Below are 24,297 nucleotides of genomic sequence, written 5' to 3'. Positions count from 1 at the left end.
TTGGTTCTGACTGATACGACGCACCGGGTCTCGGTCCGGTTCCACTGAATTCACGAAATCGTGCGCGCGGATCGGATCGCCTGATCGCAGACCTCGCGGACCGTCGATTCGCGACCCGGTGCGCTCTGGCAGCCGATGACGATGCGGACACCGTGATCGACGAGAACGGTCCATGCGACGTGACGGTCGGGGCGAAGTTCCCGGTAGGTGACGCCGGTCCTGCCCGCCGGCGTGTCGGCCGCATTGAAGTCGACGAAGACGTCATCGGGCTCGCCGGCCATGGCGCTTCGCAAGGCGGCCGCAGCCTGTGCGAGGTCGCCTTGCGGCGGGCCCACCGACTGAGTCAGGTGCAGCGCCACGCGGGCGTCCGAGGGCGAGGTGATCTGCGCCCGGGCCGAGCCCGGGCCGGAGGTGATGTGTTCCACCGGCCATGCCGCAGGCACCGTCACCTGAACACGCCCTTCCATCAACAAGGTTGACGCGCCGGGGGCCTGCTCGCCACCATCCTCGCGCAGGACGAACCCGCCGCACACCACCACCATGGTCGCGACGACCGCCGTCAGCGCCGCCGTACGTCGCGGCTGATTCCAATCCGGGGTGACGGCGACGGCATCGGGCGCAGAGGGTTCGGCTTCCGGCCGACGAACGGCGTCTTCGCCGGCCAGGTGGACCTCAACACCGTTGCCGCGCAATCGGTCAGCGATCAATTCACCCTGCGACCCGAGGAAGCCCGGCGCATCGATCAGCACCGGCCCCGCCAACCCGACCGCTGCGACCACTCTCTCGGCCACGTGGTCGTCGACGTTGGCGATGACGACGGCGCGAGCGCCGACACGACTGACAACGACCAACTCCGCGGCGATTTCGACGACGGTTGCCCGTGTGCGCCGTCGGAGCGCCGCGGTACGCCCGATCACCTCGACGGTCGTCGCCGTCATCGCTTCGCGTACGCGATCGATCCGCGCGCCCGGCCACCACGTCGGGCAGACGAGGACGACGGCCTCGGCACCCCCCACCGCGGCCGCCATCAGCCGCGACCACAGGTCGGACACGGACACCGCGTCTTCGCCCACCAACACGAGATCGTCGTCGATGGCTCCCAGCGCCGACGAGACCAGTTCGGGATCAAGGGGATTCGCTCCGTACACCGCAACCGGGCCTACCTCGACGACAACGTGGCTCACGGCGGATCCACCCAACCGACCTGGATGAGCCGCTCGCCCTCGCCGCGGGTGACCAGCGTGGCGCGTCCCGGCGGCAACGACGAGGGCCGTACCGAGCCCATCAGCACGCCGTCGTCCGCACTGGCGCTCATCATCACGCCGAGGCACCCCATCTCTCGCATCCTGGCGAGAAGTGGGTCGAACATCGCCCGCGCGGCGCCTCCCGATCGTCGAGCGACGATGACATGCAGGCCCAGGTCGGCGGCGTGGGGCAGAAAGTCGGCAAGCGGGGTCAACGGATTGCCGGTCGATCCGGCCACCAGGTCGTAATCGTCGACCACGAGGAAGATCTCAGGCCCGGACCACCACGATCGGTCACGCAACTGCTGTTGGGTCACGTCCTCGCCGGGCATGCGCGCCTCGAGCATCGCGAGGAGTTTGGGAATCCTCCCCGCCACAGCCACCGGGGATGCGGCGTAGCCGGCGAGGTGCTCGGATTCCACGACGCCCAGCAGTGAGCGCCGGAAATCCACGATCTCCAGACGCACCTGCTCGACGCGGTGGGTCCGGACGATCTCGCGACACAGCACGCGCAGCAGAGACGTCTTGCCGCAGCCCCCCTCCCCGAGGACCAGCATGTGCATCTGCTCGGCGAAATTTACGGTCACGGAGGTCAACTCGTGGTCGTCGAGGCCCAGGACCATCGTCTCGACCGACTCCACGCCGCGCTCGACAAGCTCGGAGTGTCGCACGAGCGTCGGAAGCAGTTCGATGCGTGGGGCGCGGCGGCCGCGCCACAGCTGACGATGCCGCTCGACGGTCGACGCCAACGCCTCGCCGAGTCCCTCTGTGCTGGGCACACCGTCAAAGCGCGGCAGCGCGATCACCATTTCGCGCCCGTCGGCGGTGATGCCCCGTCCCGGCGGACAGTTGGACAACGTCCGGGCGCGGCGGCGGTCCATCTCCGACTCGGCCGGGTCGCCGAGCCGCAGCTCTATCCGCGTCGCGATCGGGTCCTTCACCGCAGGCCGCAGTTCGGCCCACCGCGCGGCGGTGATCACCACGTGCACACCGAACGCGAGTCCCTGCGCCGCTATGGCGGTGATCGGCGCCTCCAACTGCTCGAGCTCACGGCGCAGGTGAGCCCACCCGTCGACGACGAGGAACACATCACCGTGAGGGTCTCCGGCGGTGCCGGGGTCAGCCGCGGCGCGGCGCGCACGGTACTCGGCCATCGACGCGACTCCCATTGTGCGGAAGAGCTTCTCCCGCGACCGGATCAGCGACTCGATGACAGCGACCGTGCGACGGCACAGGTCCGCATCGGCCCGGCCGCACACCGCACCGACGTGCGGGAGATCCGCGATGCGCGTGAGCGCCCCACCGCCGAAGTCCAGGATGTACACCGAGATCTCGGCGGGGCCGTGTGTCTCCGCGAGGGCCAGCAGGAGCGTTTGCAGCGCCGTCGACTTGCCGCTCTGCGGCGCCCCGACGATGGCGACATTCCCCGCGGCCATCGGAGCGACGAGTAGGTCGCGGCGTTGTTCGAACGGATTGTCCACCAGACCGATCGGGACACTGAGCGGCTCTCGGGTCCCGGTCGACATGATCAGGTCGAGCGTCGGAGGCGCGGCGAGGGGCGGCAGCCACACGGGGTGTGCGGCGGTCCCTCGTCCCCCGACGCGGTCCAACACCGCGTCGATGACCGCAGTCGCAGCGTCTATGTCTTCGTCGTCGCCAGCAGGTGGGGGTGAGGCGGTGAAGATCATCGGCGCCGGAAGTTCGCTCTCCTCTTCGATGTTCGGTCGAGGACAGGGCCCGGAGACGAACGCGGTGTGGAACCGGATGAGGTCTCCGGCGGCCGTCTTCAGCAAGGCCGCACCCGGGGTGCCGGGCAGAGTGTGGGCGTCGGGCACACCCAGTACGGCCCGGGACTCACTGGCGGAGAACGTCTTGAGGCAGATCCGGTACGACAGGTGGGTCTCCAGTCCGCGCAGCCTGCCCTCGTCGAGGCGTTGACTGGCCAACAGCAGGTGGATGCCCAGCGAGCGGCCCAGCCTACCGATCGCGGCGAACAGCTCGACGAAGTCGGGGTGCTGGGCGAGCAGCTCGGAGAACTCGTCGACGACGACGAACAACGCGGGCAGCGGTGACAGCCGGGGATCGTGTGACCGCGCCCTGGCGTAGTCCGCGACGTTGACGAAATTGCCTGCCGACCGCAGTAGTTCCTGTCTGCGGTGGACCTCTCCGGCCAGCGCGTCGCTCATCCTGGCGACGAGGTGGGCTTCGCCTGCCAGGTTGGTGATCACGGCCGCGACGTGTCGCGACCGCTCGAGGCCGAGAAAGGTCGCTCCGCCTTTGAAATCGACGAGGACGAAGTTGAGGACATCCGGTGGATGGATCGTGATCATGCCCAGCACCAGGGTGCGCAGCAGTTCGGACTTACCGGATCCGGTGGCTCCGACACACAGCCCGTGCGGGCCGATGCCGTTGCGGGCGGCCTCGTTGATGTCGATCCAGACCGGCGTCCCGTCGTCCGCTACTCCGAGCGGTACCGGCCGCACCTGTCGGCTTTGCGTCCAGTACTTTTCGGGCGTCACGCGGCTCGGATGGTCGATGCCCATCAGGTCGAGCCAGCCGCGCGCCGTCGAGGCACGGTACGTGCCACCGGCGGGCGCGGATTCGACCCCGTGGACGGCCAACTGCCGCGCACACATCGTCGCCTGCATCAGGGTCAGCGAGTCCGGCTCGCAATCCACCTCGTGGCCGTCACCGATCCGCACGGTGAGGTGTCGGCCGTCGATGCGCAGACACACCGCGGGCTCAGCCGGCTCGGACCCGACCGTGATGACCGTGACACCGCCGGCTTCCGCGAAAGTCGCAGCACCGGAGGGGGTCCCATCGGCGACCACCACGACATGGCGGCCGGTGACGGTGTGCGGTGAATGTTCGTGGTGAGGCAACCATTTCAGCCACTCCCACGCGTGGCGCGTCTCGCGATCGGTGACCGCCGCGATCGCCATCTGCAGGGGGTCGTGATGTGCCGCCAGCTGGCACACCATCGCACGCACCAGCCCGCGCGCACACTCACCGTCGCCGCACACCGCGATGACCCCGGCCTGCGTGACCGGGACCGCGACCGGCGATCGCGGCACGACCGACCGCTGCCGGATCAGCGCGCGCACCGCGGAAACCGTCACCGGATCGCGATCGTCTGAGGCGCCGAGGTCGGGCTCCAGCAACGGCGTGAACAGCGTCTGCTCACCGACACCCACCCGGACGCAGCAGAATTCGTCCCCGTCGGCACCCGGTCGCGTCAATTGCCGGCCGCCCGCCAGCGCCCACAACGACTCGGGTGCGGGATGGCGCGAGTACTGTCGTCGGCGCTGCTCGACGGCTCTCGTGACGACATCGTCGTCGAGATCATCCAGGTAGCGCAGGTAACTGCGCCGGTTGCGGTCGATCTCGGCGGATCGGTCCGCCCCACCGCGAACTCCGTAGAGCATCGTGCCCAGCGCCGACATGACCACCATCACCGGGAAGAACGCGAACATGGGTGTGCGGTTCGCGCCGACGCCCGAGCGGAAGTACACGGCCATCATGCCGATCGCCGCGACGAGCATGGCCAGCGGTAGCAGGCGCGCGACCGGATTGGCCGACGTTGCCGTCGGCAGTGCCGGTGGCGATTTCACCACGACACCACTGGCTTTCCGGGACGACTCCATCGAGAGATGGGACGCGGCGGGGATCGATTCGGTTCCATCCACAGTCCGCAGAACAAGTGTCGATGCCGCCTCGTCGGCGGGGTTACGGTGACCACACGGCGTCATAGGGGGGATGCGATGTCTGCTGCAGGCTGCCGAGTCAGCATTCACGTCGACGCGGCGCATGCGGCCCAGACCGTGGATCTGGCGCTCCCGCGCCGGGCCTGCCTGGGCGACATGCTCCCGGCGATCGTCGGGCTGGTCCGTCCCGATCACCGTGAGGTCCAAACGGGTGCGCGGTGGCGGCTTCGCCGAATCGACGGTTCCGCGCTGGATGAGTCACTCACGTTGTCGGACAATGAGGTTCACGACGGCCAGGTGCTGTGGCTCAGTGCCGACGAGGTTCCCGAGCCGGTTTTCGCCGACCGCGATGCCTCCCGCACGGTGGTCAGGCGCCAACCCGCGCCCGGCGGCATTCCGCGCATGCTGTGCGTCGCCGGAAGCGTGGTCACGGCCGCAATCGGCGGTGGGGCGCTCTGGTGGTCGGCCGATTCTGTCGGCCGGACGGTTCCGGTTCTCGTCGGCGCCGCCCTGACGTGCGTCGCGGCCACGGCCGCCGTCGTCGCCCGCCGGGCACACTCGGAACCGTTGCTGTGCCTTCCCTTCAGCGTGATGTCGGTGGTGATGGCGGCGGTGTCGGGTGCTGTCGCGGTACCCGGCGGTCCGCTGCCCACGCATCTGCTGCTTGCCTCGTCGGCGGGGTTGGCCGCCGCGGTGGTGTGCTTGCGACTCACCGGTTGCGGTCTGGTGCCGCTGGCCGCGATCGCCACCACATCACTGTTGTGCACCGCGGCCTCCGCGGCATCGCTCGCATGGCACCTCGGTGGGCTGGCTGCGGGATCTTTGCTCGCGGCGATGGCGCTGGCGACGCTGAGTTCGGCTCCGCGCCTGGCCATTGCGCTCACCCGCATCGGCCCGCTACCACCCGACGACGATACGAGCCGTGCGCCCGACTCCGTCGGGGAAGGCGAGGCGACGCGCTCCCACGACCTGCTGACAGCGATGATCGTCGGCGCAACGATCGCCGCGGCCATCGCGGTCATGTCGGTTGGTTGCGGTTCCCAGGGTGCGCGCGAATTCTTCGCGCCGGCTGCGGCGTTCGACGGGGTCGTCGGCCTCGCACTGTTACTACGCACCCGCACCCATATCGGCACTGTCCGCCGCTGCGCGTTGGCGGTGAGCGGCTTCGTCGCGCTCACAACGGCGTTCGCGATCCTGGCCGTGGCACTTCAACAGCACGCCCACTGGTTCGGGGCTCTGGCCGCCGCCGCCGGAGCCGGACTCCTGACCCCGCTGCTGCGCCTCACACCCGGGCCCGCCGCCCACCGCGCCGCCGAACTGGCCGAGTACGCGGCACTGGCGGCGGTCATACCGCTGGGCTGCTGGATCGCCGGGCTGTTCGGCGTCGTCCGCAACCTGGCGCTGACGTGAGGCGCCTGGTTCGCGTCGCTCTCGTCGCCGCGTTCGTCTCGGCTCCACTGAGCGGTACTGCCGAAGTCGCCGCGATCACGCCGCCGGGGGTCGACGACTCGCTGCTCCCTCACCCTCAGTCACCGGCGCCACCGCAACCGACCGAGCAGACAGGGCCGTGCACGACCGCCCGGGAGGTCGCGCTCGGCCGCGATGTCGGAGGCCAACTGCGCGACCTGGACCTGCGATCGGTATGGCCCCTCACCCGCGGAGCCGGGCAGACCGTCGCGGTGATCGACACCGGTGTGTCTCGGCATCGCCTGCTGCCGCGCCTAGTTCCGGGCGGCGACTACGTGTCCAGCGGTGACGGCACCGACGATTGCGACGGCCACGGCACCATCGTCGCGGGCATCATCGGCGCCACGCCGGGTTCGGACGCTCCCGATGTGTTCAGCGGTATCGCACCCGAGGCCACGATCATCGGCATCCGGCAGTCGAGCACGAAGTTCAGCGCCGAAGACGGCCGGGCCGGATCCGGTTTCGGAGACGTCGACACCCTCGCCCGCGCAGTACGCACCGCGGCGGACATGGGTGCAACCGTGATCAACATCTCCACCGTCGCCTGCGTCGCCGCGGACACCGAACTCGACGACGGACCTTTGGGCGCCGCATTGGCGTATGCGGTCGACACGAAGAACGTCGTCGTGGTGGCCGCCGCGGGCAACACCGGTGCACCGGGACAGTGTGAGCACCAGAATCCCGCTCGGTCGGGACCACCGGACTGGGACACCCTCGCCGCGGTCGTGAGCCCGGCCTGGTACGACGACTATGTCTTGACGGTCGGATCGACCGGCCCGAGTGGTGCGGCCTCGGAGTTCACGTTGGCGGGGCCCTGGGTCGACGTGGCCGCACCCGGCGAGCAGGTCGTGTCGTTAATTCGCGACGGCGACGGCTTCGTCGCCACGGTCCCCACACCGAGCGGTGAGAAGCCACTCGCGGGAACCAGTTACGCCGCACCCGTCGTCACCGGCATCGTCGCGCTGCTGCGGTCCCGCTCACCGCAGCTGACCGCCAGGGAGGTCATGCGCCGCATCGAGGACACCGCGCGCCACCCGGCCGGTGGCTGGAATCCGCTTGTCGGTCACGGCGTTGTCGATGTCGCGGCCGCGGTCACCGGCGGCGCCAGATCTCCTGCAGATCCCGACCGTCCGACGATGGTGTCGTCGTCGCGGCGGCAACCACCCGACAGGCGCGCAACGCGAACCGCTATACGCGGGACAGCCATCTGTTTTGCGGTAGTCGGGATCGTGATCGCAATGACGTTGTGGTCGAGGCGGTTACGTCGTTCCCATTCCGTCACGCGCGGCTGACGCGGCCTCGACGCTCAGTTCCGGCCCGCGCGGCAGTCGCGCCAACAGGGGCCACGGCGCGGGCAGCGGGTCACCGGTCAGCCCGAGCCGCTCGGCCGTCTGTCGATCCCGGATGCCGAATACCACTCCGGCGTCGTTCACCAGGAAGAGCGTTCCGGTTCGTGCACCGTCACCACTCACACCTGCCGCTCGCACGTACACGCCGCGGCCCCTGCGCATTGCGAAGGCGTCGATTCCGGCGCCCGCGGCGTCGGCCTGCGCCAGGCGCACCGATGACAGCTCGACATCGCCGGTAACCGTGTCGCCGGTGACGGTTTCGGTGACGACGGACTCGGAGCTCGGTGACCATCGCCACCGCGCGCACACGACCGGATCGGTTGCCGCACCGCCATGTTCGGGGAAATCCCCGACGGGCAGCTCGTCAACCACCGGGACGGGGCCGATCACACCGGGTTCGACGGTGACGATTTCGTGTGAGTCCTGCGGCTGGGTGAACCGGATAAGGTCGGCCGCCACCACGCCGATCCGCTGCACTCCCGTCCTGAGCACCACGTAGTGTTGCGGCGACTCAGCGTGCGGTACGCGGATCACGGTGCCAATCCGCAACCCGTGCAGCGGCATCGGTGCGGGCGCTCCGGCGTCGGGGATGGCGGGCGAGATGAGCTCGGGCACCTCTGGCACGGTGTCGAGCAAGGTGCGGCTGACCGGCCGCGGCGCAACGCCGTCGAGCGCGAGCGCACGCACCACCGCCGGATTGCGCAGATCCACCTTCGCGCGGCGCCCGTCGAAGAGCAGATACGTTGTCGCCGCACCCTCGCCCGCCGCGCTCACCAGGACGCTGCCCGCCGCGGCACGCTTCTCCCCGGCCGACCCGACCAGAACCGTCGACAGAGACGAATCATCCTCACACACATGCCAATCCGATTCGCCGTCGGTCAGCGGCTCGCCGATCGTGTCGGGTGCGCCCGGGATTCCGAGTGCCGCGCCGCGCGGGGCCCGGTCGACGGCCGACGCGCTGACGAGCCGGGGGTTGGCCGCCGAAGCGGTGATCAGACGGGCCGATGCGAGGTTCGGGACTGGGTGCAGGTTCTGGTCGATGCGCACATAGAGGGCGCCGGTGTCGCGCACCATCACGATCGGGGAATCGCCGAGCGCGCCGCGCGGCTGCAAAAACGCCAGGATCGCAGCCACTCCCAGGCCGATGACCGCCAGAACCGAGCCGACCGACAACCACAATGCCTGCGCGCGCATCGGATCGTCGAGCATCCGCACGTCGCCGCGCACGAGGGCATGCTGCATGCGCCTCAACAAGAAGCGGTGTCCGTTGATCTGAAGTTTGGTGGTCGATCGCCCCGTCATCACTCCCCCGCCGAAAGCCTAAGGCCTGCGGGGAGCTTCGAAAGTCACCGCTTTTCCATGGCTCGACGTTCCCGGTAGGCCGCCACGTGCTGGCGGTTGGCGCAGTTGCCGGTGTCGCAGAACTTTCCCGACCGGTTGCGCGACAGGTCGACCAACACCGCATCGCAGTCCGACGCCGCGCATGTCTTGAGGCGGCGCAGCTCGCCGATGCGGATCAGGTCGGCCAGCGCCATCGCCATCTCCGCGCCCATCCGCTGCCACAGCGGGTCATCCACCGACGCCAGGTGCAGATGCCATTCGGGCATCTCCGGATGCCGGGTCAGCCACGGCGAGGCGTTGGTGTCGCGCAGCAACGCGTTGACCTGATCGACCGTGCGTTGCTCGTCGTCGGCGACGGCCCAGATCCGGCCCAGCCGGTCGCGGAGCCGGTGCACCGATGCGAGTTCGTCGGCGTCGCGGTCACGGCGGCCCGTCCAGCCGAAGCTGTCGAGGTAGGTGTCCAACGCCGCCATGTCGCCCAGCCGCTCACCGTCGACGCGGTCGCTGTTGATGAGTTCACACGCGGCCCGCAAGGTGAGTTCGGTGTCATGACTGAAAAGCATTTGACCCATGACGCCTCTCGTCGCTACCGTCAGGAGCGTAGTTCATTTTACTCATTACACTTCTCCGGAGGTCGACCATGGCCGTGACGGCATCTGGCACGCGGCCCGCCACCGACCACTTCCGGCTCGGGCTGATGCTGGCGGTCGGTTCGGCGGTCGCGTTCGGCTCCTCGGGTCCGTTCGCGAAAGCGCTGATGGCCGCGGGGTGGAGCCCGACCGCCGCAGTTGTCGCCCGGCTGGCGGGTGGCGCGCTGGTGATGGCGATCTTCGCCACCATCGTCAGGCGCGGGTGGATTCGCGAGGCGTTGCGCCGTCCCACGACGGTGCTCGCCTACGGGGTGGTCCCGATCGCGGGCGCGCAGCTGTTCTACTACAACGCAGTCGCGCACCTCTCGGTCGGCGTCGCGCTGCTGCTGGAGTACACCGCGCCGATCATCGTCGTCGCCTGGGTCTGGGCCACCACCCGGCGACGCCCGACCACCCTGACCCTGGCCGGTGTCGGGTTGGCGATCGCCGGGATCATGCTGGTGCTCGACGTCTTCTCGGGTGCGCACATCAACCTCGTCGGCGTGGGTTGGGGGCTGGCCGCCGCCCTCTGCGCCGCCGGGTACTTCGTGATGTCGGCCAACGCCGGCTACACGTCCGGCGGTGACGGGATCAGCCCGGTCACGCTGGCCGCGGCGGGTCTGATCGTCGGATCGATCGCGGTCACGCTCCTGGGCCTGAGAGGAATCATGCCGTTGACCTTCACCGCCGCCGATACCGTCGTCGCCGGGCACACCACCTCGTGGATCGTGCCGGTCATCGCCCTGGGCGTCGTCGCCACCGCGGCGGCCTACACGCTGGGCATCATGGGCATCGCCCGGCTGCGGCCACGCTTCGCGTCGCTGGTCGGCCTGTCCGAGGTGATGTTCGCGGTAGTGGCGGCCTGGATCCTGCTGGGCGAAGCGATCACCGCCACACAGGCGGTCGGGGGCGCCATCGTCCTGGCCGGCCTGGCGCTGGCGCGCGCGGGCGACCGTTCCGAGGCGATCGCCGAGGCGACGTGGCCGGACGGCCCGCTCGAGGATTCGTCCGTGCGAGCCAACCGTTAGCCCGCGGACCCCTTGGTATGTGAGTATGTCCGCGTGACTTTGCTGCGCGAGACGGCCCGACTGGCGGCCGCGGTTGCCGCAGTCGCCGCACTGGTTGGCGGCGCGGCCCCGCTTGCCGCCGCCCAGCCCGGCCCGCCACCCGGCCCCGTCAGCCCCGGATACGGTTCCGGCACCACACCCGGATACGGTTCCGCCACCACCCCCGGTTACGGGTCGCCGGCGTCCACCTGTAGCGATATCGAGGTCATTTTCGCTCGCGGCACCGACGACACGCCGGGCCTCGGCACCCCGGGCACCGCTTTCGTCAACGCGCTGCGGGGCCTGAAGAGCGGAAGCACCATCAGTACGTACGCCGTCGACTACCCCGCCTCCTACGACTTCCTGGCCGCCGCCGACGGCGCGACCGACGCCACCAACCGCGTCGCGATGCTCGCGCAGCAGTGCCCGAGCACCCGCATCGTGCTCGGCGGCTACTCGCAGGGCGCCGCGGTCGTCGACATGCTGGCCGGCGTGCCGCCGCTGGGCAACAAGATCGGCTCGATCGGGTCGGCCCCGCCGTTGCCCGGCAGCCTGGTACCCAACGTCGCCGCGGTCGCGGTGTTCGGCAACCCGGCAACCAAGTTCAGCAACCCGATCACCAAATCGGTGTTCGCCGGGCGCGCGATCGACCTGTGCAAGGACGGCGATCCGATCTGCTCGGGCGGGCGTAACCCGTTCGCCCACAACGACTACGTGAGCGCCGGCCTGGTTCAACAGGCCGCGAACTTCGTCGCCGGCCTGGTCTGATTCCGCGCGGCGATATCATCTCGTCCCGTGCATTCCGCTCGCCTTCGTCGTCGCCTCCGCACCGCCGCCGTCATCGCCGCAATCGGTTCGACCGCCTCGCTCCTGGCGCCAACGGCCGCGTCGGCACAGGGCTGCTCCGACGTGACGGTGGTGTTCGCCCGCGGCACCGGTGAACCTCCGGGCATCGGCCGCGTCGGTCAGGCGTTCGTCGACGCCCTGCGCCCCCAACTCGGAAACCGCAGCCTGACGGCCTACGGGGTGGCCTACCCGGCCACCTACGACTTCGTGATGGCGGCCGACGGTGCCGCCGACGCGGCGGCGTTCGTCACCAACACCGCACAGTCGTGTCCGAACTCTCGCATCGTGCTGGGCGGGTTCTCTCAGGGCGCGGCGGTCGTCGACATGCTCGCCGGCATCCCGCCGCTGGGCAACCGGATCGGCGCGCTCGGCCCGGTGCTGCCGCCGAACGTCGCGCCCAACGTCGCCGCCGTGGCCGTCTTCGGCAACCCGGCGACCAAATTCGGCAACCCGATCACCTCGGCGCCGATCTTCGGCGGGCGGGCGATCGACCTGTGCACCGACGGCGACCCGATCTGCTCCCGCGGCCGCAACCCGTTCGCCCACAGCGATTACGTCGGTGCTGGAATGGCGGACCAGGCTGCGGATTTCGTGGCGCGCCTGGTCTGAGGTAGCGGCATCAGCTGAGGATTACCTTCGTCGGCGTTGATTAATTCCTATAGGATCGGCGGAGTGCAAAACGATCTTGTTCGCTGGTTGGGGCGCCGGGGGATGCTGCTCGTCGGGGCCGTCGTACTCGCGGTGGCGGGGCTGATCGCACCCGTTCCGCACGGCACCCCGGGCCTGCTGTCCGTCGCCGCCGCGCAGTCGTGCCCGCAAGCAGAGCTCATCTTCGCTCGCGGTCGCACCGAGGCGGCCGGGGCCGGCGTCATCGGAAACGCGCTCATCAGCGCGCTGCGCAGCAAGACCGGAAAGAACATCAACCTCTACTCCGTGAACTATCCGGCCGATTACGAGATCGACATCGGCGCCAACGACATGAGTTCGCGGATTCAGGACATGGCCGCACGCTGCCCCGACACCCGACTGGTGCTGGGCGGCTACTCGCTGGGCGCCGCGGTGACCGACGTCGTACTCGCCGCCCCCATCGCCGCGTTCGGGTTCGACAAGCCGCTGCCTCCGGGCATGGACCGCCACATCGCCGCGGTCGCGCTGTTCGGCAACGGCATCGCATGGGCCGGACCGATCACGAACTTCAGCCCGCTGTACGGCGAACGCACCATCGAGTTGTGCCACGGGGCCGATCCGATCTGCAACCCCGCGGAGCCGAAGACCTGGGAGGGGAACTGGCCCGACCATGCGGCGCGCGCATATGTGAACGCGGGCATGGTCAATCAGGCGGCCGACTTCGTTGCGCCGCGGATCTAGTCGCGATCTAGTCGACCACTCGTAGGTCCCGGGTGACCTTGGTTCGTGCTTCGAGCTGATCGTCGGGTGGATAGTCGACGCCGACGAGTGTCAACCCCTGCGGGGGCGCCGCCGCGAACTCACTGGACCTTCGATCGGCCGCCAACAGACCTGCGCACCAATCGGGTTCACGACGGTGTTCGCCGACCGCCAGCAGCGCGCCGACCAGTGACCGGACCATCGACCAGCAGAAGGCGTCGGCGCTGACATGCGCGGTCACCCGCGTCCCCTGGCTCGACCAGTCCAGGCGCTGCAGGTCGCGGATGGTGGTGGCACCCTCGCGGTGCCGGCAGAAGGCGGCGAAGTCGTGCAGCCCCAGCAGCTTCCGTGACGCCTGGGCCATCGCGTCCACGTCGAGCGTCCGAGGCCAGACCGTCACATAACGCGCGTCGTGCGGTTCGACACCGTAGGGCGCCGTCGACAGCCGATAGACGTAGTGGCGGCGCAGTGCGGAGAAGCGGGCGTCGAATCCCGGGGCGGCACGTTCGATGTCGAGCACGCGGACATCCGGGGGCAGGAACCGGCCGAGTCGACGCACCAGCGGCAGGAACTCGCGCTCTCCCGGGCGCGTCGTGCGCGGATAGGCCTGTGGCAGCGCCCGTTCGGGGACGTCGACATGGGCCACCTGTCCGGTGGCGTGGACACCGGAATCGGTGCGGCCCGCGCCGCGCACCTGCACCGGTGTGCGGAACACCGTCGCCAGCGCCTCGTCGAGCACCCCGGCCACGGTGCGCTGTCCGGTCTGGACCGCCCAGCCCGCGAAATCGGTTCCGTCGTAGGCGATGTCGAGCCGGAGACGAACATGCCCGCCACCGGATCCGATGGCGGGCATGTTCATCGACGTGTCAGGACTTGTCGGCATCCTTGTCGGCCTCGTCAGCCGGAGCCTCGTCAGCCGGAGCCTCGTCGGCCGGGGCCTCGACCTCGCTGGACTCTGCCTTGGCCTCTTCGACCGACTCCTCCTCGGTGGGTCCCTCGGCCGCCTCGGGCTCGACCGCGGCCTGCGGGGCGGAGGCCGCCGCCACCGGCTGCTCGGTCTCCTGCGCACCGGCCCTGCGAGCACGGTTGGCCTCCGAGGTCACCGTCTTCTCCCGCACCAGCTCGATGACCGCCATCGGGGCGTTGTCGCCCTTGCGGTTCTCGACCTTGATGATGCGGGTGTAGCCACCCTCGCGGTCAGCGTAGAAGGGGCCGATCTCGGCGAACAGCGTGTGCACGATGTCCTTGTCGCGGATCTTCTTCATCACCTCACGCCGGTTGTGCAGCGTGCCCTTCTTGGCGTGTGTGATGAGCTTTTCCGCGTACGGACGCAACGCCCGCGCCTTCGGCTCGGTGGTCTTGATGCGGCCGTGCTCGAAGAGCGAGGTGGCCAGGTTGGCCAGCAGCGCCTTCTGGTGCGAGGACGACCCGCCGAGGCGAGGGCCCTTGGTGGGCTTGGGCATTGCGACTATCTCCTATGTGGGGCCGACCCCCGTATCAGGTAGGGCCGGGACGGACTCTCTTAGAGCTGTTCGGTTTCGGCGTAGTCCTGGTTGTCGTCCAGGTCGTAGCCGGCATCGCTGTTCCAGGTGCCGGTGGCGACGTCGTAGCCGGCGACCTCGGACGGATCGAAACTGGCCGGGCTGTCCTTGAGCGACAGGCCCAGCTGATGCAGTTTGATCTTCACCTCGTCGATGGACTTCTGGCCGAAGTTGCGGATGTCCAGCAGGTCGGACTCCGTGCGGGCGACCAGTTCGCCCACCGTGTGCACACCCTCGCGCTTGAGACAGTTGTACGACCGCACGGTGAGGTCCAGATCGTCGATCGGCAGCGCGAAGCTGGCGATGTGATCGGCCTCGGCCGGGGACGGCCCGATCTCGATGCCTTCGGCCTCGACATTGAGTTCCCGTGCCAGACCGAACAATTCGACCAGCGTCTTGCCCGCTGATGCCAGCGCGTCACGCGGCGTGATCGAATTCTTGGTCTCGACGTCGAGGATCAGCTTGTCGAAGTCGGTGCGCTGCTCGACGCGGGTGGCCTCCACCTTGTAGGTGACCTTGAGCACCGGCGAGTAGATCGAATCGACCGGGATGCGACCGATTTCGGCGCCCGAGGCCTTGTTCTGCACGGCCGGGACGTAACCGCGACCACGCTCGACGACGAGCTCGACCTCGAGCTTGCCCTTGTCATTGAGGGTCGCGATGTGCATCTCGGGGTTGTGCACCGTCACGCCTGCGGGCGGAACGATGTCGCCCGCGGTGACCTCACCCGGCCCCTGCTTGCGCAGGTACATGGTGACCGGCTCGTCCTCTTCCGACGAGACGACCAGGCCCTTGAGGTTCAGGATGATGTCGGTGACGTCTTCCTTGACTCCGGGCACCGTGGTGAACTCGTGCAGCACTCCGTCGATGCGGATGCTGGTGACCGCCGCGCCCGGAATGGACGACAGCAGCGTGCGCCGAAGCGAATTGCCAAGGGTGTAACCGAAACCGGGCTCCAGCGGTTCGATGACGAACTGGGAGCGGTTCCCGGCCTTGACGTCTTCGGACAGTGTGGGGCGCTGAGAGATCAGCATGTTTTTCTTTCCTCCTCTACGGCACCCGCTATTTGATGCCGCAAATCCCTACCGCCATCCAAGCGGCGGGAAGACTACTTCGAGTACAGCTCGACGATCAGCTGCTCGGTGAGCGGGACGTCGATCTGCGCACGCTCCGGCAGCTGATGGACCAGGATGCGTTGGCGCTCACCGACGACCTGAAGCCACGACGGGATCGGCCGCTCGCCCGCGGTCTCCCGGGCGATCACGAACGGATCGGTGTTCAGCGACTTTTCCTTCACGTCGATGATGTCGTACTGCGACACCCGGTAGCTCGGGATATCGACCTTGACACCGTTGACCAGGAAATGGCCGTGGCTGACCAGCTGCCGCGCCATCCGGCGGGTGCGGGCCAGGCCTGCGCGGTAGACGACGTTGTCCAGCCGGCTCTCCAGGATGCGCAGCAGGTTGTCACCGGTCTTGCCGGGAAGCCGGTTGGCCTCCTCGTAGTAACGACGGAACTGCTTTTCCATCACGCCGTAGGAGAAGCGCGCCTTCTGCTTCTCCTGCAGCTGCAGGCGGTATTCGCTCTCCTTGATCCGCGCGCGGCCGTGCTGGCCGGGCGGGTAGGGGCGCTTCTCGAACGACTGATCACCGCCGACCAGGTCGACGCCGAGGCGGCGCGACTTGCGGGTGGCGGGTCCGGTGTAACGAGCCATGTCTGTTTCTCCCTCGTCCTACTAGACCCGGCGCCGCTTCGGCGGACGGCATCCGTTGTGCGGCTGCGGCGTGACATCGGCGATCGCGCCGACCTCCAGGCCGGCGGCCTGCAACGACCGGATCGCGGTCTCGCGGCCCGAACCCGGGCCCTTGACGAACACATCGACCTTCTTCACGCCGTGTTCCTGCGCCTTGCGGGCGGCGTTCTCGGCGGCCAGCTGCGCGGCGAACGGCGTGGACTTACGCGAGCCCTTGAAGCCCACGTGCCCCGACGACGCCCAGGCGATGACGTTGCCCTGCGGGTCGGTGATCGTCACGATCGTGTTGTTGAACGTGCTCTTGATGTGCGCGGCGCCGTGCGGGACGTTCTTCTTTTCCCGGCGACGGGTCTTCTGCCCCTTCTTGGGGCCGGCCGCGGTCTTTTTTGCGGGTGGCATCGTCGATTACCTGGCCTTCTTCTTGCCGGCGATGGTGCGCTTGGGACCCTTGCGGGTGCGCGCGTTGGTCTTGGTCCGCTGGCCGCGCACCGGAAGCCCACGGCGGTGCCGCAACCCCTGGTAGCAGCCGATCTCGATCTTGCGGCGGATGTCGGCCTGCACCTCGCGGCGCAGGTCGCCCTCCACCTTGAGGTTGGCTTCGATGTAGTCGCGCAGCTGGGTCACCTGATCATCGGTCAGGTCCTTGGTGCGCAGATCCCGGCTGATGCCGGTGGCGTCCAGGATCTCCTGGGAGCGGGTACGGCCGACGCCGTAGATATAGGTCAGGGCGATCTCCATGCGCTTATCGCGCGGGAGGTCGACGCCCACGAGACGTGCCATCAGGCGGTGTTCCTTCTTCTATGCGGAGGTCTTGTCCCAGTCCGTTCCCCTGTGTGGGGTCCAGCCTCCGTGCCGGACGTTGATGAGCGGCGCATCCGCTCAGTGGTACTGGGATTTCGTCATTCAGTTGTGTTCGCAGAGGGCTGGAGGAAACCCTGACTCAGCCTTGTCTCTGCTTGTGGCGTGGATCAGAGCAGATCACCATGACCCGCCCATGCCGGCGGATCACCCTGCACTTATCGCAAATGGGCTTGACGCTCGGGTTCACCTTCACGGCTCGTTCGATCCTGTTCTTCTGAAGTGTCAGTTGTTGCTTACTTGTACCGGTAAACGATGCGGCCCCGGGACAGGTCGTAGGGAGACAGCTCCACCACGACGCGGTCCTCGGGCAGGATGCGGATGTAGTGCTGCCGCATCTTGCCGCTGATGTGGGCAAGGACCTTGTGTCCGTTCTCCAGCTCAATGCGGAACATCGCATTGGGCAGGGGTTCGACCACGCGACCCTCGACCTCTATGGCACCGTCTTTCTTGGCCATTGTTTTTCGGAGATCCTCCGTGTCCTGATCGTTGGCGCCTTCCCGCCGCGAGCGGCGGATACTGCTTGCGGCGCAGCAAACGCTTCCGACCACAGAACGTGAGCCAGTAGCCAGAAATTCCTGAGCAGGGCACGCAAAGAGTCGGCGCGATCACCGCACCGTTGATCTATGGTACTCGTCCACCGGCCGGGCCCAAAATCGCGACGGAACGGGCTCGGTCAACCCGTCGCCGTCTGGTCGGATTCTGCGTCGATCCCGCGAACGAGGCCCGACTGCACCAGCGCGGCCGTGACGAACCGGTGCACCGGCCGGGACTGGAAGAAGCCGGTGTGGCCGCCGCGGTACCACTGGATATCGGGGCGCCCCCAGTGCTCCCACAACCGGTCGATCTGCTCGCGAGGGTGGACCACCTGGTCGGCGATGCCCGCGTAGATGAAGCGGCCGGTCATCGGCAGCTGCGGTTGCAGTGACAACGGCGAGATCATCCGGCCGAGCGGGGCCGCCAGCCTGATCGTGTCCATCCGCGGATCGTCGTCGCCCAAGCCGGAATGCCGCGCCAACAGCCCGACCAGGTCTGCGACCGGCACGCCCAGCACCGCGCATTCCAGGGCGTCGTCGAGGCTGGCCACCAACGCCGCGATGAAGCCGCCCAACGACAGGCCGTACACGCCGATCGGCGCTCCGGGCTGCTGCCAACGGATCCACGACAGCAGGCTGCGGACATCCCACACCGCCTGCGCGGTGGCGTGGATGTCATCGAGGACGTCCTCACCGGGGAACACCGCACCCTTCGGCAGGCCCTTGGCCCGCGGACCGTGCATCGGCAGCACCGGCATCACGACGTTGAGACCCAGCTCGTCATGCAGGTACCAGGCCCGAAAGATCGCCAGGTCGATCGCCGCGCGCCCCATCTCGGTGCCGTGGACACACACCAGCCACGGCCGCGGTTCGGGGTGGCGCAGCAGCAGCCCGTAGCCGCGGGAGACGGCGTCATAGCCCAGCCAGCGGTCGGCACCCGGCTCGGCGGCATCCGGGCGGTACCCGCTGGTCCAGCGCAACCGGTAATAGGAGCGGTTGCGGCGACGCACCGGTGCGACGTCCAGATCGCTCGGCGACCCCGGCGCGGCGAAGAACGCCGCCGGATCGTCGAGGCTGCCACGCTGTCCGTAGAAGTCCAGCGCCGCCACCACTTCACCGTGGATCCGGTCGAACGCCCGCGGATCGCTGAGCGGACGCCGTGCACGCAACCCGAGCAGCACCACCTCGTCGCGGAACGCCTCGGCCGCCAACGCGACGGTCGGCCGCACGGTGGGCGTCTGGTCACGGCCGTCGTGGAGGTAGTCGCGCCACGATCGCGCGTAGTAGCCGCCGGTTCGCGTCAGGGGTTGCACCACATTGCGCAGCGGCGCCTGTATCCGCGGCACTGTGGAGCGGTACGCCGACCGTGCACCGTCGCCAGTGCCGGTACCGATGTCGTCTGTTCCCACACCTTCGACAGTAGCCACGCAGCTGTTGGCCAGTAGAGCCATTGGTCACCTGGTGGACGTGCAATCGTGCTGGTGCTCAGCCGGATTCGGCGGACGCCGCCCCGGCGCAGAGTGGCGTCCACCACCGTGCACCGCCGAAGGTGACAGCCCCGACACCGACCCACGTCGTGGTGCTGCTTCGTTCGCCCCGATATCGGCTGGACGATGGGCGCATACTTGTACGCGATGACCGGCCCCTCGCCCCAGCCCCGTAAACCAGTCATTTTGAGCGTCGATGACGATCCGGCGGTGTCGCGCGCCGTCGCCCGCGATCTGCGCCGCCACTACGGCGAGGGTTTCCGCATCGTGCGCGCCGAGAGCGGCCCCGATGCGCTCGAGACGCTCAACGAACTCAAGCTGCGCGGTGAGACCGTCGCGGTGTTCGTCGCCGACTACCGGATGCCGCAGATGAGCGGGATCGAATTCCTCGAAGAGGCGATGGACATCTTCCCGATGGCGCGCCGCGTGCTGCTGACCGCGTATGCCGACACGCACGCCGCGATCGACGCCATCAACGTCGTCGACCTCGACCACTACCTGCTCAAACCGTGGGACCCGCCGCAGGAGAAGCTCTATCCGGTGATCGACGCGCTGATCGAGGCCTGGCGCGAGACCGGCGACCGGGCGATCCCGCACACCAAGATCATCGGACACCCGTGGAACGCGCGCTCGTCGGAGGTTCGCGAGTTCCTGGCCCGCAACCGGCTCTACTACACGTGGTTCCGCGCCGACGAACCCAAGGGCAGGCAGTTGCTCGACGCCGCGGGCCTCGACGGGTTGACGCTGCCGGTGGTGGTCACCGAACAGGGTGAGACGCTCGTCGCGCCCGACGACGCCGAACTCGGCGCCACGCTCGGCTTGTCGATCACTCCCTCGGACGACTTCTACGATCTGGTCGTCATCGGCGGCGGCCCCGCGGGGCTGGCCGCGGCGGTCTACGGCGCCTCCGAGGGCCTCAAGACGGTGCTCATCGAGCGCACGGCCACCGGTGGGCAGGCCGGTCAGAGCTCGCGGATCGAGAACTACCTGGGCTTTCCCGACGGCGTGTCCGGGTCTCAGCTCGCCGAGCGGGCCCGCAGACAAGCCGAGAAGTTCGAGGCCGAACTCATCACGGCGGCCGAGGTCACCGCGCTCGAGATCGACGGCAACGCCCGCACGGTCCACCTGTCCGACGGCCGGTCGATCGGGACCCGAGCCGTGATCCTGGCGATGGGTGTGGAGTACCGCCAGCTGCCCGCCGAGGGCTGCGCCGATCTCACCGGCGCGGGCGTCTATTACGGAGCCACCTCCTCGGTGGCCGCCGAATGCGAGGACGAGGAGGTCTTCGTCATCGGCGGCGCCAACTCCGCGGGACAGGCCGCGATGTTCCTGTCGCGAACCGCGAAGAAGGTGAGCATCGTCTGTCGCCGCACGCTGGAGGACTCGATGTCCTACTACCTGATCCAGCAGATCAGGGCGACCGACAACATCCGCGAACTGCCGCACACCGCCGTGCACAAGGTCGAAGGCGACGGCCACCTCGAACGCATCTGCCTGGAGAACCTGCGCACCGGTGAGCGCGAGGAGCACACCTGCGCTCGGATGTTCATCTTCATCGGGGCCGAACCGCGTACGGACTGGGTGGAACAGGCCGGTATCGCCCGCGACGACCACGGGTTCATCCTCGCCGGGCCCGATCTCCGCGACGTCGCGGGCTGGACGCTGGACCGTCCGCCGCACCACCTGGAAACAAGTGTGCCCGGCGTGTTTGTTGCAGGAGATGTGCGTTCCGAATCCGCCAAGAGGGTGGCGGCCGCCGTCGGCGAAGGGTCGATGGCGGTGATGTTGGTGCACCGATACCTGGCGGAGGCGTGATGGACGACAACGAACCCCGGTGCCTACCCGACGAACTGCGATCGCTGTTTCTGTTCGAGGCACTCGACGACCGGCAACTACAGGTTCTGTGCGACAACGGCCACATCACCACGTTCGAACCCGGTCCGGTCTGCACCGAAGGCGACCCGGCGACCTGTTTCTACGTGCTGCTCGACGGTGAACTGGTGATGTCCAAGCGCTCGGGCGGTGTGGACATCGAGACGGGCCGTACCTCACAGCGCGGGGTGTACTGCGGCGCGTGGTCGGCCTACGTCCCCGGCGAGGAGCACGTCTACGAGGCCTCGGTCCGCGTCACGAGGCCGTCGCGGTTTTTCGTGCTCGACGCCGACGCGTTCGCGAGGTTCATGCAGTCGGAGTTCCCGATGGCCGTGCACCTGCTCGAGGGGCACCGTGTCGGCGGCCGTCGGCAGAGACAGATCCTCGGCCAGCGCGAGAAGCTGCTGGCGCTGGGCACCATCACCGCGGGCCTGACCCATCAGCTCAACAACCCGGCGGCCGCCGCCGCCCGCGCGGTGGCCGATCTGCGCGAGGGCGTCGGCAAGATGCGCTACAAGCTGGCGATGCTGGCCGACGGCAAGTTCACCCCGGAAGCGCTGCGGGTGTTGGTGCGGATTCAGGACGAGGTCGCCGAGCAGGTCGCCAAGTCCAAGGCGCAGGAGCTCACGGCGCTGGAGCTCTCCGACCGCGAGGAGCAGATCGGCGACTGGCTCGAAAACCGCGGCATCGCCAGCGCCTGGGATTACGCGCCGACGTTCGTGGAGGCCGGGCTCGACCTCGACTGGCTCGAACGGGTTCAGGCCTCGATCGACGACGTCGACTGCTCGGCCACGCTGCAGAGCGCGCTGGGCTGGCTCAAGTACACGATCGACGCCGAACTGCGGATGAACGAGATCGCCGATGCCAGCAAGCGGATCTCGGCGCTGCTGGCCGGCGCCAAGCAGTACTCCCAGATGGACCGCAGCGAGTACCAGGCCGCCAACATCCACGAGCTGATCCACAGCACGGTCAAGACCATCTTCGGCGACAAGGTGGGCAAGGACAAACCGGTTGCGCTGGTGTGGGAGAAGGACACCACGCTGCCTCAATTGATGTGCTACCCAGGCGATCTCAACGAGGTTTGGACGAACATCATCGACAACGCGATCCAGGCGATGAACTATGAGGGCACGTTGACGATCCGCACGTCACGCAAGAACGACGACATGGTGCGCGTCGAGATCTGCGACGACGGCCACGGCATCGGCGAGCAGAACATCGACCGCATCTTCACCCCGTTTTTCACCACCAAGCCGTTCGGTCAGGGCACCGGCCTGGGCCTGGATCTCGCCCGGCGCATCATCGTCGAGAAGCACCACGGCGACATCCAGGTCCAGTCGGCGCCCGGTGACACGCGGTTCATCATCGATCTGCCCTTGGTCGCGCCGGCTCCCGAGGCGCCGACCCCGACCGAATTTCCCGTCACAGCGGGATAACCGGAATATCCCTTGAGCGCCGGGAAGTTGGAGCGATCATGACGAAACCCGATCTCGGTTCCTACGGCGCGTTCGGCCATTACTCCATGTGGCAGCAGCTGAGCCCGGAACAACTGCGCGCCATCGAAGACCTCGGCTACGGCGCAATCTGGGCGGGCGGTTCGCCGGCGGCCGAATTGTCCTGGGTGGAACCGATTCTCGACGCGACCAACACACTCAAATTGGCGACCGGCATCGTCAACATCTGGACCGCCGACGCCGGGCCGGTCAGCGAGTCCTTCCACCGGATCGACAAAGCCCATCCCGGGCGCTTTCTGCTGGGCATCGGCGTCGGCCACCCGGAGGCGCACACCGAGTACCAGAAGCCCTATGACGCGCTGGTTGCCTATCTCGACAAGCTCGACGAGCACGGAGTTCCCAAGGACCGGCGGGTGGTCGCCGCACTGGGCCCACGGGTGCTCAAACTGTCCGCGGACCGCGCCGCCGGGCCGCATCCGTACCTGACGACGCCGGAACACACCGCCGAGGCACGCACGCTGATCGGACCGGACGCGTTCATCGCTCCCGAACACAAGGTGGTGCCGACCACCGATATCGAGAAGGCCCGGGCGGTCGGCCGCAAGGCGTTAGACATCTACCTCAATCTCACGAACTATCTCAACAACTGGAAGCGTCTCGGTTTCACCGACGACGAGGTCGCCAAGCCGGGCAGCGACCGGCTTGTCGACGCCGTGGTGGCGTATGGCACCGTCGACGCCATAGCCGCACGGCTCAACGAGCATTTGGAAGCGGGCGCCGACCACGTGCCCGTGCAGGTGCTCACCGGACCGGACAAGCTGGTGGATGCGTTGGCTCAATTGGCGGGTCCGCTCGGCCTGAAGTGACGTACCACCGAAGGGATCCGCATGACTGAGCTCAAGCCCAATCTCGGCCGCTACGGCGTATGGACGTTCGGCGTTCCGAAGCCCGAACAGGCCGTGGAGATCGAGAAGCTCGGCTACGGCGCGGTGTGGATCGGCGGATCGCCCGCGGGCAACCTCGAGTACGTCGAACCCATTCTCGAACGCACCGAGAACCTTGCGGTCGCCACCGGAATTCTCAACGTGTGGACGGCGCCGGCCGACGAGGTCGCCGACGCGTACCACCGCGTCGAGGACGCGTATCCGGGCCGGTTCCTGCTGGGCATCGGTATCGGCCATCCCGAGCACACCGAGGAGTACCGCAAACCGTACGACGTGCTCGTCGAGTATCTCGACGCGCTGGACGCGAAGAAGGTCCCGACGAGTCGGCGGGTGATCGCGGCGCTAGGCCCCAGGGTGCTCAAGCTTTCGGCGCAGCGCAGCGCCGGGGCACACCCCTACCTGACCACGCCGCAGCACACCGGGGAGGCGCGAAACCTGCTCGGGCCCACGGTGTTCATCGCGCCCGAACACAAGGTCGTGTTGGCCAGGGACGCCGAGGCGTCGCGCGAGATCGGCAGGCAGACAGTCGATTTCTACCTGAACCTGTCGAACTACCTGAACAACTGGAAGCGACTGGGCTTCACCGAGGACGACGTCGCCAAGCCCGGCAGCGACCGGCTGATCGACGCACTCGTCGCCCACGGCACGCCCGACGCGATCGCCGCCCGGCTCAACGAGCACCTGGAGGCCGGCGCGGATCACGTCGCGATCCAGGTGCTCGGCGGATGGGACGTCTTGATCCCGACGCTGACCGAGTTGGCGGGTCCGCTCGGGTTGAAGGGCTGACAAGACCTCCTCGGGGACCCTTGCGTCACGCGCCCCCGAATTACTAGGATATCC

The 24,297-nt window shown here is 68.2% G+C and carries 23 protein-coding genes; 10 read left to right on the top strand and 13 right to left on the bottom strand.

Going from position 1 to position 24,297, the window contains the following annotated elements; genetic code table 11:
• Window positions 1–50: 50 nt before the first annotated feature.
• Both AU197_RS01310 and eccCa read right to left on the bottom strand, forming a co-directional pair.
• Complete coding sequence (locus tag AU197_RS01310; protein WP_156434267.1) at window positions 51–1,184, bottom strand: type VII secretion-associated protein; 1,134 nt, start codon at window positions 1,182–1,184, stop codon at window positions 51–53.
• The gene (eccCa, locus tag AU197_RS01305) at window positions 1,181–4,888 is read right to left on the bottom strand and encodes a type VII secretion protein EccCa (RefSeq protein ID WP_064400854.1); all 3,708 of its coding nucleotides are present in this window, start codon (window positions 4,886–4,888) and stop codon (window positions 1,181–1,183) included. Before eccCa ends, AU197_RS01310 begins: the two co-directional genes overlap by 4 nt.
• A gap of 117 nt (window positions 4,889–5,005) precedes the next feature.
• Between eccCa and eccD the strand changes: the two genes are divergently transcribed.
• On the top strand, window positions 5,006–6,358 hold the full coding sequence (gene eccD / locus AU197_RS01300) for a type VII secretion integral membrane protein EccD (RefSeq protein WP_197415423.1): 1,353 nt from the start codon (window positions 5,006–5,008) through the stop codon (window positions 6,356–6,358).
• Window positions 6,355–7,707 (top strand): type VII secretion-associated serine protease mycosin, encoded by a 1,353-nt coding sequence (gene mycP / locus AU197_RS01295; protein ID WP_064400566.1) that lies wholly within the window; start codon window positions 6,355–6,357, stop codon window positions 7,705–7,707. The genes eccD and mycP overlap by 4 nt, the downstream gene beginning before the upstream one ends.
• Here mycP and eccB read toward each other — a convergent pair.
• Entirely contained in the window at window positions 7,675–9,066 is a 1,392-nt protein-coding gene (gene eccB, locus AU197_RS01290) for a type VII secretion protein EccB (RefSeq protein WP_064400852.1), read from the bottom strand. The two genes, mycP and eccB, sit on opposite strands and share 33 nt — an antisense overlap.
• Window positions 9,067–9,110: 44 nt before the next feature.
• Window positions 9,111–9,668, bottom strand: coding sequence for a CGNR zinc finger domain-containing protein (locus AU197_RS01285; protein WP_064400565.1), 558 nt, complete (start codon window positions 9,666–9,668; stop codon window positions 9,111–9,113).
• Between the two features lie 77 nt (window positions 9,669–9,745).
• Between AU197_RS01285 and AU197_RS01280 the strand changes: the two genes are divergently transcribed.
• The 4 genes from AU197_RS01280 to AU197_RS01265 all read left to right on the top strand — a co-directional run bounded on the left by AU197_RS01280 (window position 9,746) and on the right by AU197_RS01265 (window position 12,994).
• Window positions 9,746–10,762 carry an EamA family transporter gene (locus AU197_RS01280; RefSeq protein WP_064400564.1) on the top strand — a complete coding sequence of 339 codons (1,017 nt, stop codon included), beginning with the start codon at window positions 9,746–9,748 and terminating at the stop codon, window positions 10,760–10,762.
• 33 nt (window positions 10,763–10,795) lie between these two features.
• Window positions 10,796–11,548, top strand: a complete 753-nt coding sequence (locus tag AU197_RS01275) for a cutinase family protein (RefSeq protein WP_064400563.1) — start codon at window positions 10,796–10,798, stop codon at window positions 11,546–11,548.
• A 27-nt stretch (window positions 11,549–11,575) separates the two neighbouring features.
• Complete coding sequence (locus AU197_RS01270; RefSeq protein ID WP_064400562.1) at window positions 11,576–12,235, top strand: cutinase family protein; 660 nt, start codon at window positions 11,576–11,578, stop codon at window positions 12,233–12,235.
• A 102-nt stretch (window positions 12,236–12,337) separates the two neighbouring features.
• Window positions 12,338–12,994, top strand: a complete 657-nt coding sequence (locus AU197_RS01265; protein ID WP_064400561.1) for a cutinase family protein — start codon at window positions 12,338–12,340, stop codon at window positions 12,992–12,994.
• A 7-nt stretch (window positions 12,995–13,001) separates the two neighbouring features.
• On the opposite strand, the gene truA is transcribed toward AU197_RS01265, so the two are convergent.
• The 9 genes from truA to AU197_RS01225 all read right to left on the bottom strand — a co-directional run bounded on the left by truA (window position 13,002) and on the right by AU197_RS01225 (window position 19,094).
• Window positions 13,002–13,871 (bottom strand): tRNA pseudouridine(38-40) synthase TruA, encoded by an 870-nt coding sequence (gene truA / locus AU197_RS01260; protein WP_064400560.1) that lies wholly within the window; start codon window positions 13,869–13,871, stop codon window positions 13,002–13,004.
• A 7-nt stretch (window positions 13,872–13,878) separates the two neighbouring features.
• Window positions 13,879–14,475, bottom strand: a complete 597-nt coding sequence (gene rplQ, locus AU197_RS01255) for a 50S ribosomal protein L17 (protein WP_064400559.1) — start codon at window positions 14,473–14,475, stop codon at window positions 13,879–13,881.
• A 59-nt stretch (window positions 14,476–14,534) separates the two neighbouring features.
• Window positions 14,535–15,587, bottom strand: a complete 1,053-nt coding sequence (locus AU197_RS01250) for a DNA-directed RNA polymerase subunit alpha (RefSeq protein ID WP_064400558.1) — start codon at window positions 15,585–15,587, stop codon at window positions 14,535–14,537.
• 74 nt (window positions 15,588–15,661) lie between these two features.
• On the bottom strand, window positions 15,662–16,267 hold the full coding sequence (gene rpsD / locus AU197_RS01245; RefSeq protein WP_064400557.1) for a 30S ribosomal protein S4: 606 nt from the start codon (window positions 16,265–16,267) through the stop codon (window positions 15,662–15,664).
• A 21-nt stretch (window positions 16,268–16,288) separates the two neighbouring features.
• Complete coding sequence (rpsK, locus tag AU197_RS01240; protein WP_064345641.1) at window positions 16,289–16,705, bottom strand: 30S ribosomal protein S11; 417 nt, start codon at window positions 16,703–16,705, stop codon at window positions 16,289–16,291.
• Window positions 16,706–16,711: 6 nt separating this feature from the next.
• Window positions 16,712–17,086, bottom strand: coding sequence for a 30S ribosomal protein S13 (gene rpsM, locus AU197_RS01235; RefSeq protein WP_064345640.1), 375 nt, complete (start codon window positions 17,084–17,086; stop codon window positions 16,712–16,714).
• 160 nt (window positions 17,087–17,246) lie between these two features.
• Window positions 17,247–17,360, bottom strand: coding sequence for a 50S ribosomal protein L36 (gene rpmJ, locus AU197_RS25860; RefSeq protein ID WP_003879483.1), 114 nt, complete (start codon window positions 17,358–17,360; stop codon window positions 17,247–17,249).
• Between the two features lie 40 nt (window positions 17,361–17,400).
• Window positions 17,401–17,622: a translation initiation factor IF-1 gene (infA, locus tag AU197_RS01230; protein ID WP_003418601.1), complete on the bottom strand. Its 222-nt coding sequence runs from the start codon at window positions 17,620–17,622 to the stop codon at window positions 17,401–17,403.
• 218 nt (window positions 17,623–17,840) lie between these two features.
• Window positions 17,841–19,094, bottom strand: a complete 1,254-nt coding sequence (locus AU197_RS01225) for an alpha/beta hydrolase family protein (RefSeq protein WP_064400850.1) — start codon at window positions 19,092–19,094, stop codon at window positions 17,841–17,843.
• Window positions 19,095–19,334: 240 nt separating this feature from the next.
• On the opposite strand from AU197_RS01225, the gene AU197_RS01220 reads away from it, so the two are divergent.
• From AU197_RS01220 to AU197_RS01205, 4 genes are read left to right on the top strand one after another with little or no spacing between them, the layout of a single operon-like run.
• Window positions 19,335–21,002, top strand: a complete 1,668-nt coding sequence (locus AU197_RS01220) for an NAD(P)/FAD-dependent oxidoreductase (RefSeq protein ID WP_064400848.1) — start codon at window positions 19,335–19,337, stop codon at window positions 21,000–21,002.
• Complete coding sequence (locus AU197_RS01215; protein ID WP_064400556.1) at window positions 21,002–22,495, top strand: ATP-binding protein; 1,494 nt, start codon at window positions 21,002–21,004, stop codon at window positions 22,493–22,495. Before AU197_RS01220 ends, AU197_RS01215 begins: the two co-directional genes overlap by 1 nt.
• 38 nt (window positions 22,496–22,533) lie before the next feature.
• Window positions 22,534–23,379: an LLM class F420-dependent oxidoreductase gene (locus tag AU197_RS01210; RefSeq protein WP_064400555.1), complete on the top strand. Its 846-nt coding sequence runs from the start codon at window positions 22,534–22,536 to the stop codon at window positions 23,377–23,379.
• Between the two features lie 21 nt (window positions 23,380–23,400).
• A complete protein-coding gene (locus AU197_RS01205) occupies window positions 23,401–24,243 on the top strand; it encodes an LLM class F420-dependent oxidoreductase (protein ID WP_064400554.1) in 843 nt (280 codons plus the stop codon).
• The last annotated feature ends 54 nt before the right edge of the window (window positions 24,244–24,297 follow it).

The sequence above is a fragment of the Mycobacterium sp. IS-1590 genome, from assembly GCF_001500025.1.
Classification (GTDB): Bacteria; Actinomycetota; Actinomycetes; order Mycobacteriales; family Mycobacteriaceae; genus Mycobacterium.
The sequence above is the reverse complement of the archived record's forward strand: the minus strand, read 5'-3'. Positions and strand labels throughout refer to the sequence as shown.

Coding starts and splice junctions, on each gene's coding strand:
- eccCa (WP_064400854.1), bottom strand. CDS start 4,888: ATGGAGTCGTCCCGGAAAGCCAGTGGTGTCGTGGTGAAATCGCCACCG.
- eccD (WP_197415423.1), top strand. CDS start 5,006: ATGTCTGCTGCAGGCTGCCGAGTCAGCATTCACGTCGACGCGGCGCAT.
- eccB (WP_064400852.1), bottom strand. CDS start 9,066: ATGACGGGGCGATCGACCACCAAACTTCAGATCAACGGACACCGCTTC.
- AU197_RS01285 (WP_064400565.1), bottom strand. CDS start 9,668: ATGCTTTTCAGTCATGACACCGAACTCACCTTGCGGGCCGCGTGTGAA.
- AU197_RS01280 (WP_064400564.1), top strand. CDS start 9,746: ATGGCCGTGACGGCATCTGGCACGCGGCCCGCCACCGACCACTTCCGG.
- AU197_RS01265 (WP_064400561.1), top strand. CDS start 12,338: ATGCTGCTCGTCGGGGCCGTCGTACTCGCGGTGGCGGGGCTGATCGCA.
- truA (WP_064400560.1), bottom strand. CDS start 13,871: ATGAACATGCCCGCCATCGGATCCGGTGGCGGGCATGTTCGTCTCCGG.
- rplQ (WP_064400559.1), bottom strand. CDS start 14,475: ATGCCCAAGCCCACCAAGGGCCCTCGCCTCGGCGGGTCGTCCTCGCAC.
- AU197_RS01250 (WP_064400558.1), bottom strand. CDS start 15,587: ATGCTGATCTCTCAGCGCCCCACACTGTCCGAAGACGTCAAGGCCGGG.
- rpsD (WP_064400557.1), bottom strand. CDS start 16,267: ATGGCTCGTTACACCGGACCCGCCACCCGCAAGTCGCGCCGCCTCGGC.
- rpsK (WP_064345641.1), bottom strand. CDS start 16,705: ATGCCACCCGCAAAAAAGACCGCGGCCGGCCCCAAGAAGGGGCAGAAG.
- rpsM (WP_064345640.1), bottom strand. CDS start 17,086: ATGGCACGTCTCGTGGGCGTCGACCTCCCGCGCGATAAGCGCATGGAG.
- infA (WP_003418601.1), bottom strand. CDS start 17,622: ATGGCCAAGAAAGACGGTGCCATAGAGGTCGAGGGTCGCGTGGTCGAA.
- AU197_RS01220 (WP_064400848.1), top strand. CDS start 19,335: ATGACCGGCCCCTCGCCCCAGCCCCGTAAACCAGTCATTTTGAGCGTC.
- AU197_RS01215 (WP_064400556.1), top strand. CDS start 21,002: ATGGACGACAACGAACCCCGGTGCCTACCCGACGAACTGCGATCGCTG.
- AU197_RS01210 (WP_064400555.1), top strand. CDS start 22,534: ATGACGAAACCCGATCTCGGTTCCTACGGCGCGTTCGGCCATTACTCC.
- AU197_RS01205 (WP_064400554.1), top strand. CDS start 23,401: ATGACTGAGCTCAAGCCCAATCTCGGCCGCTACGGCGTATGGACGTTC.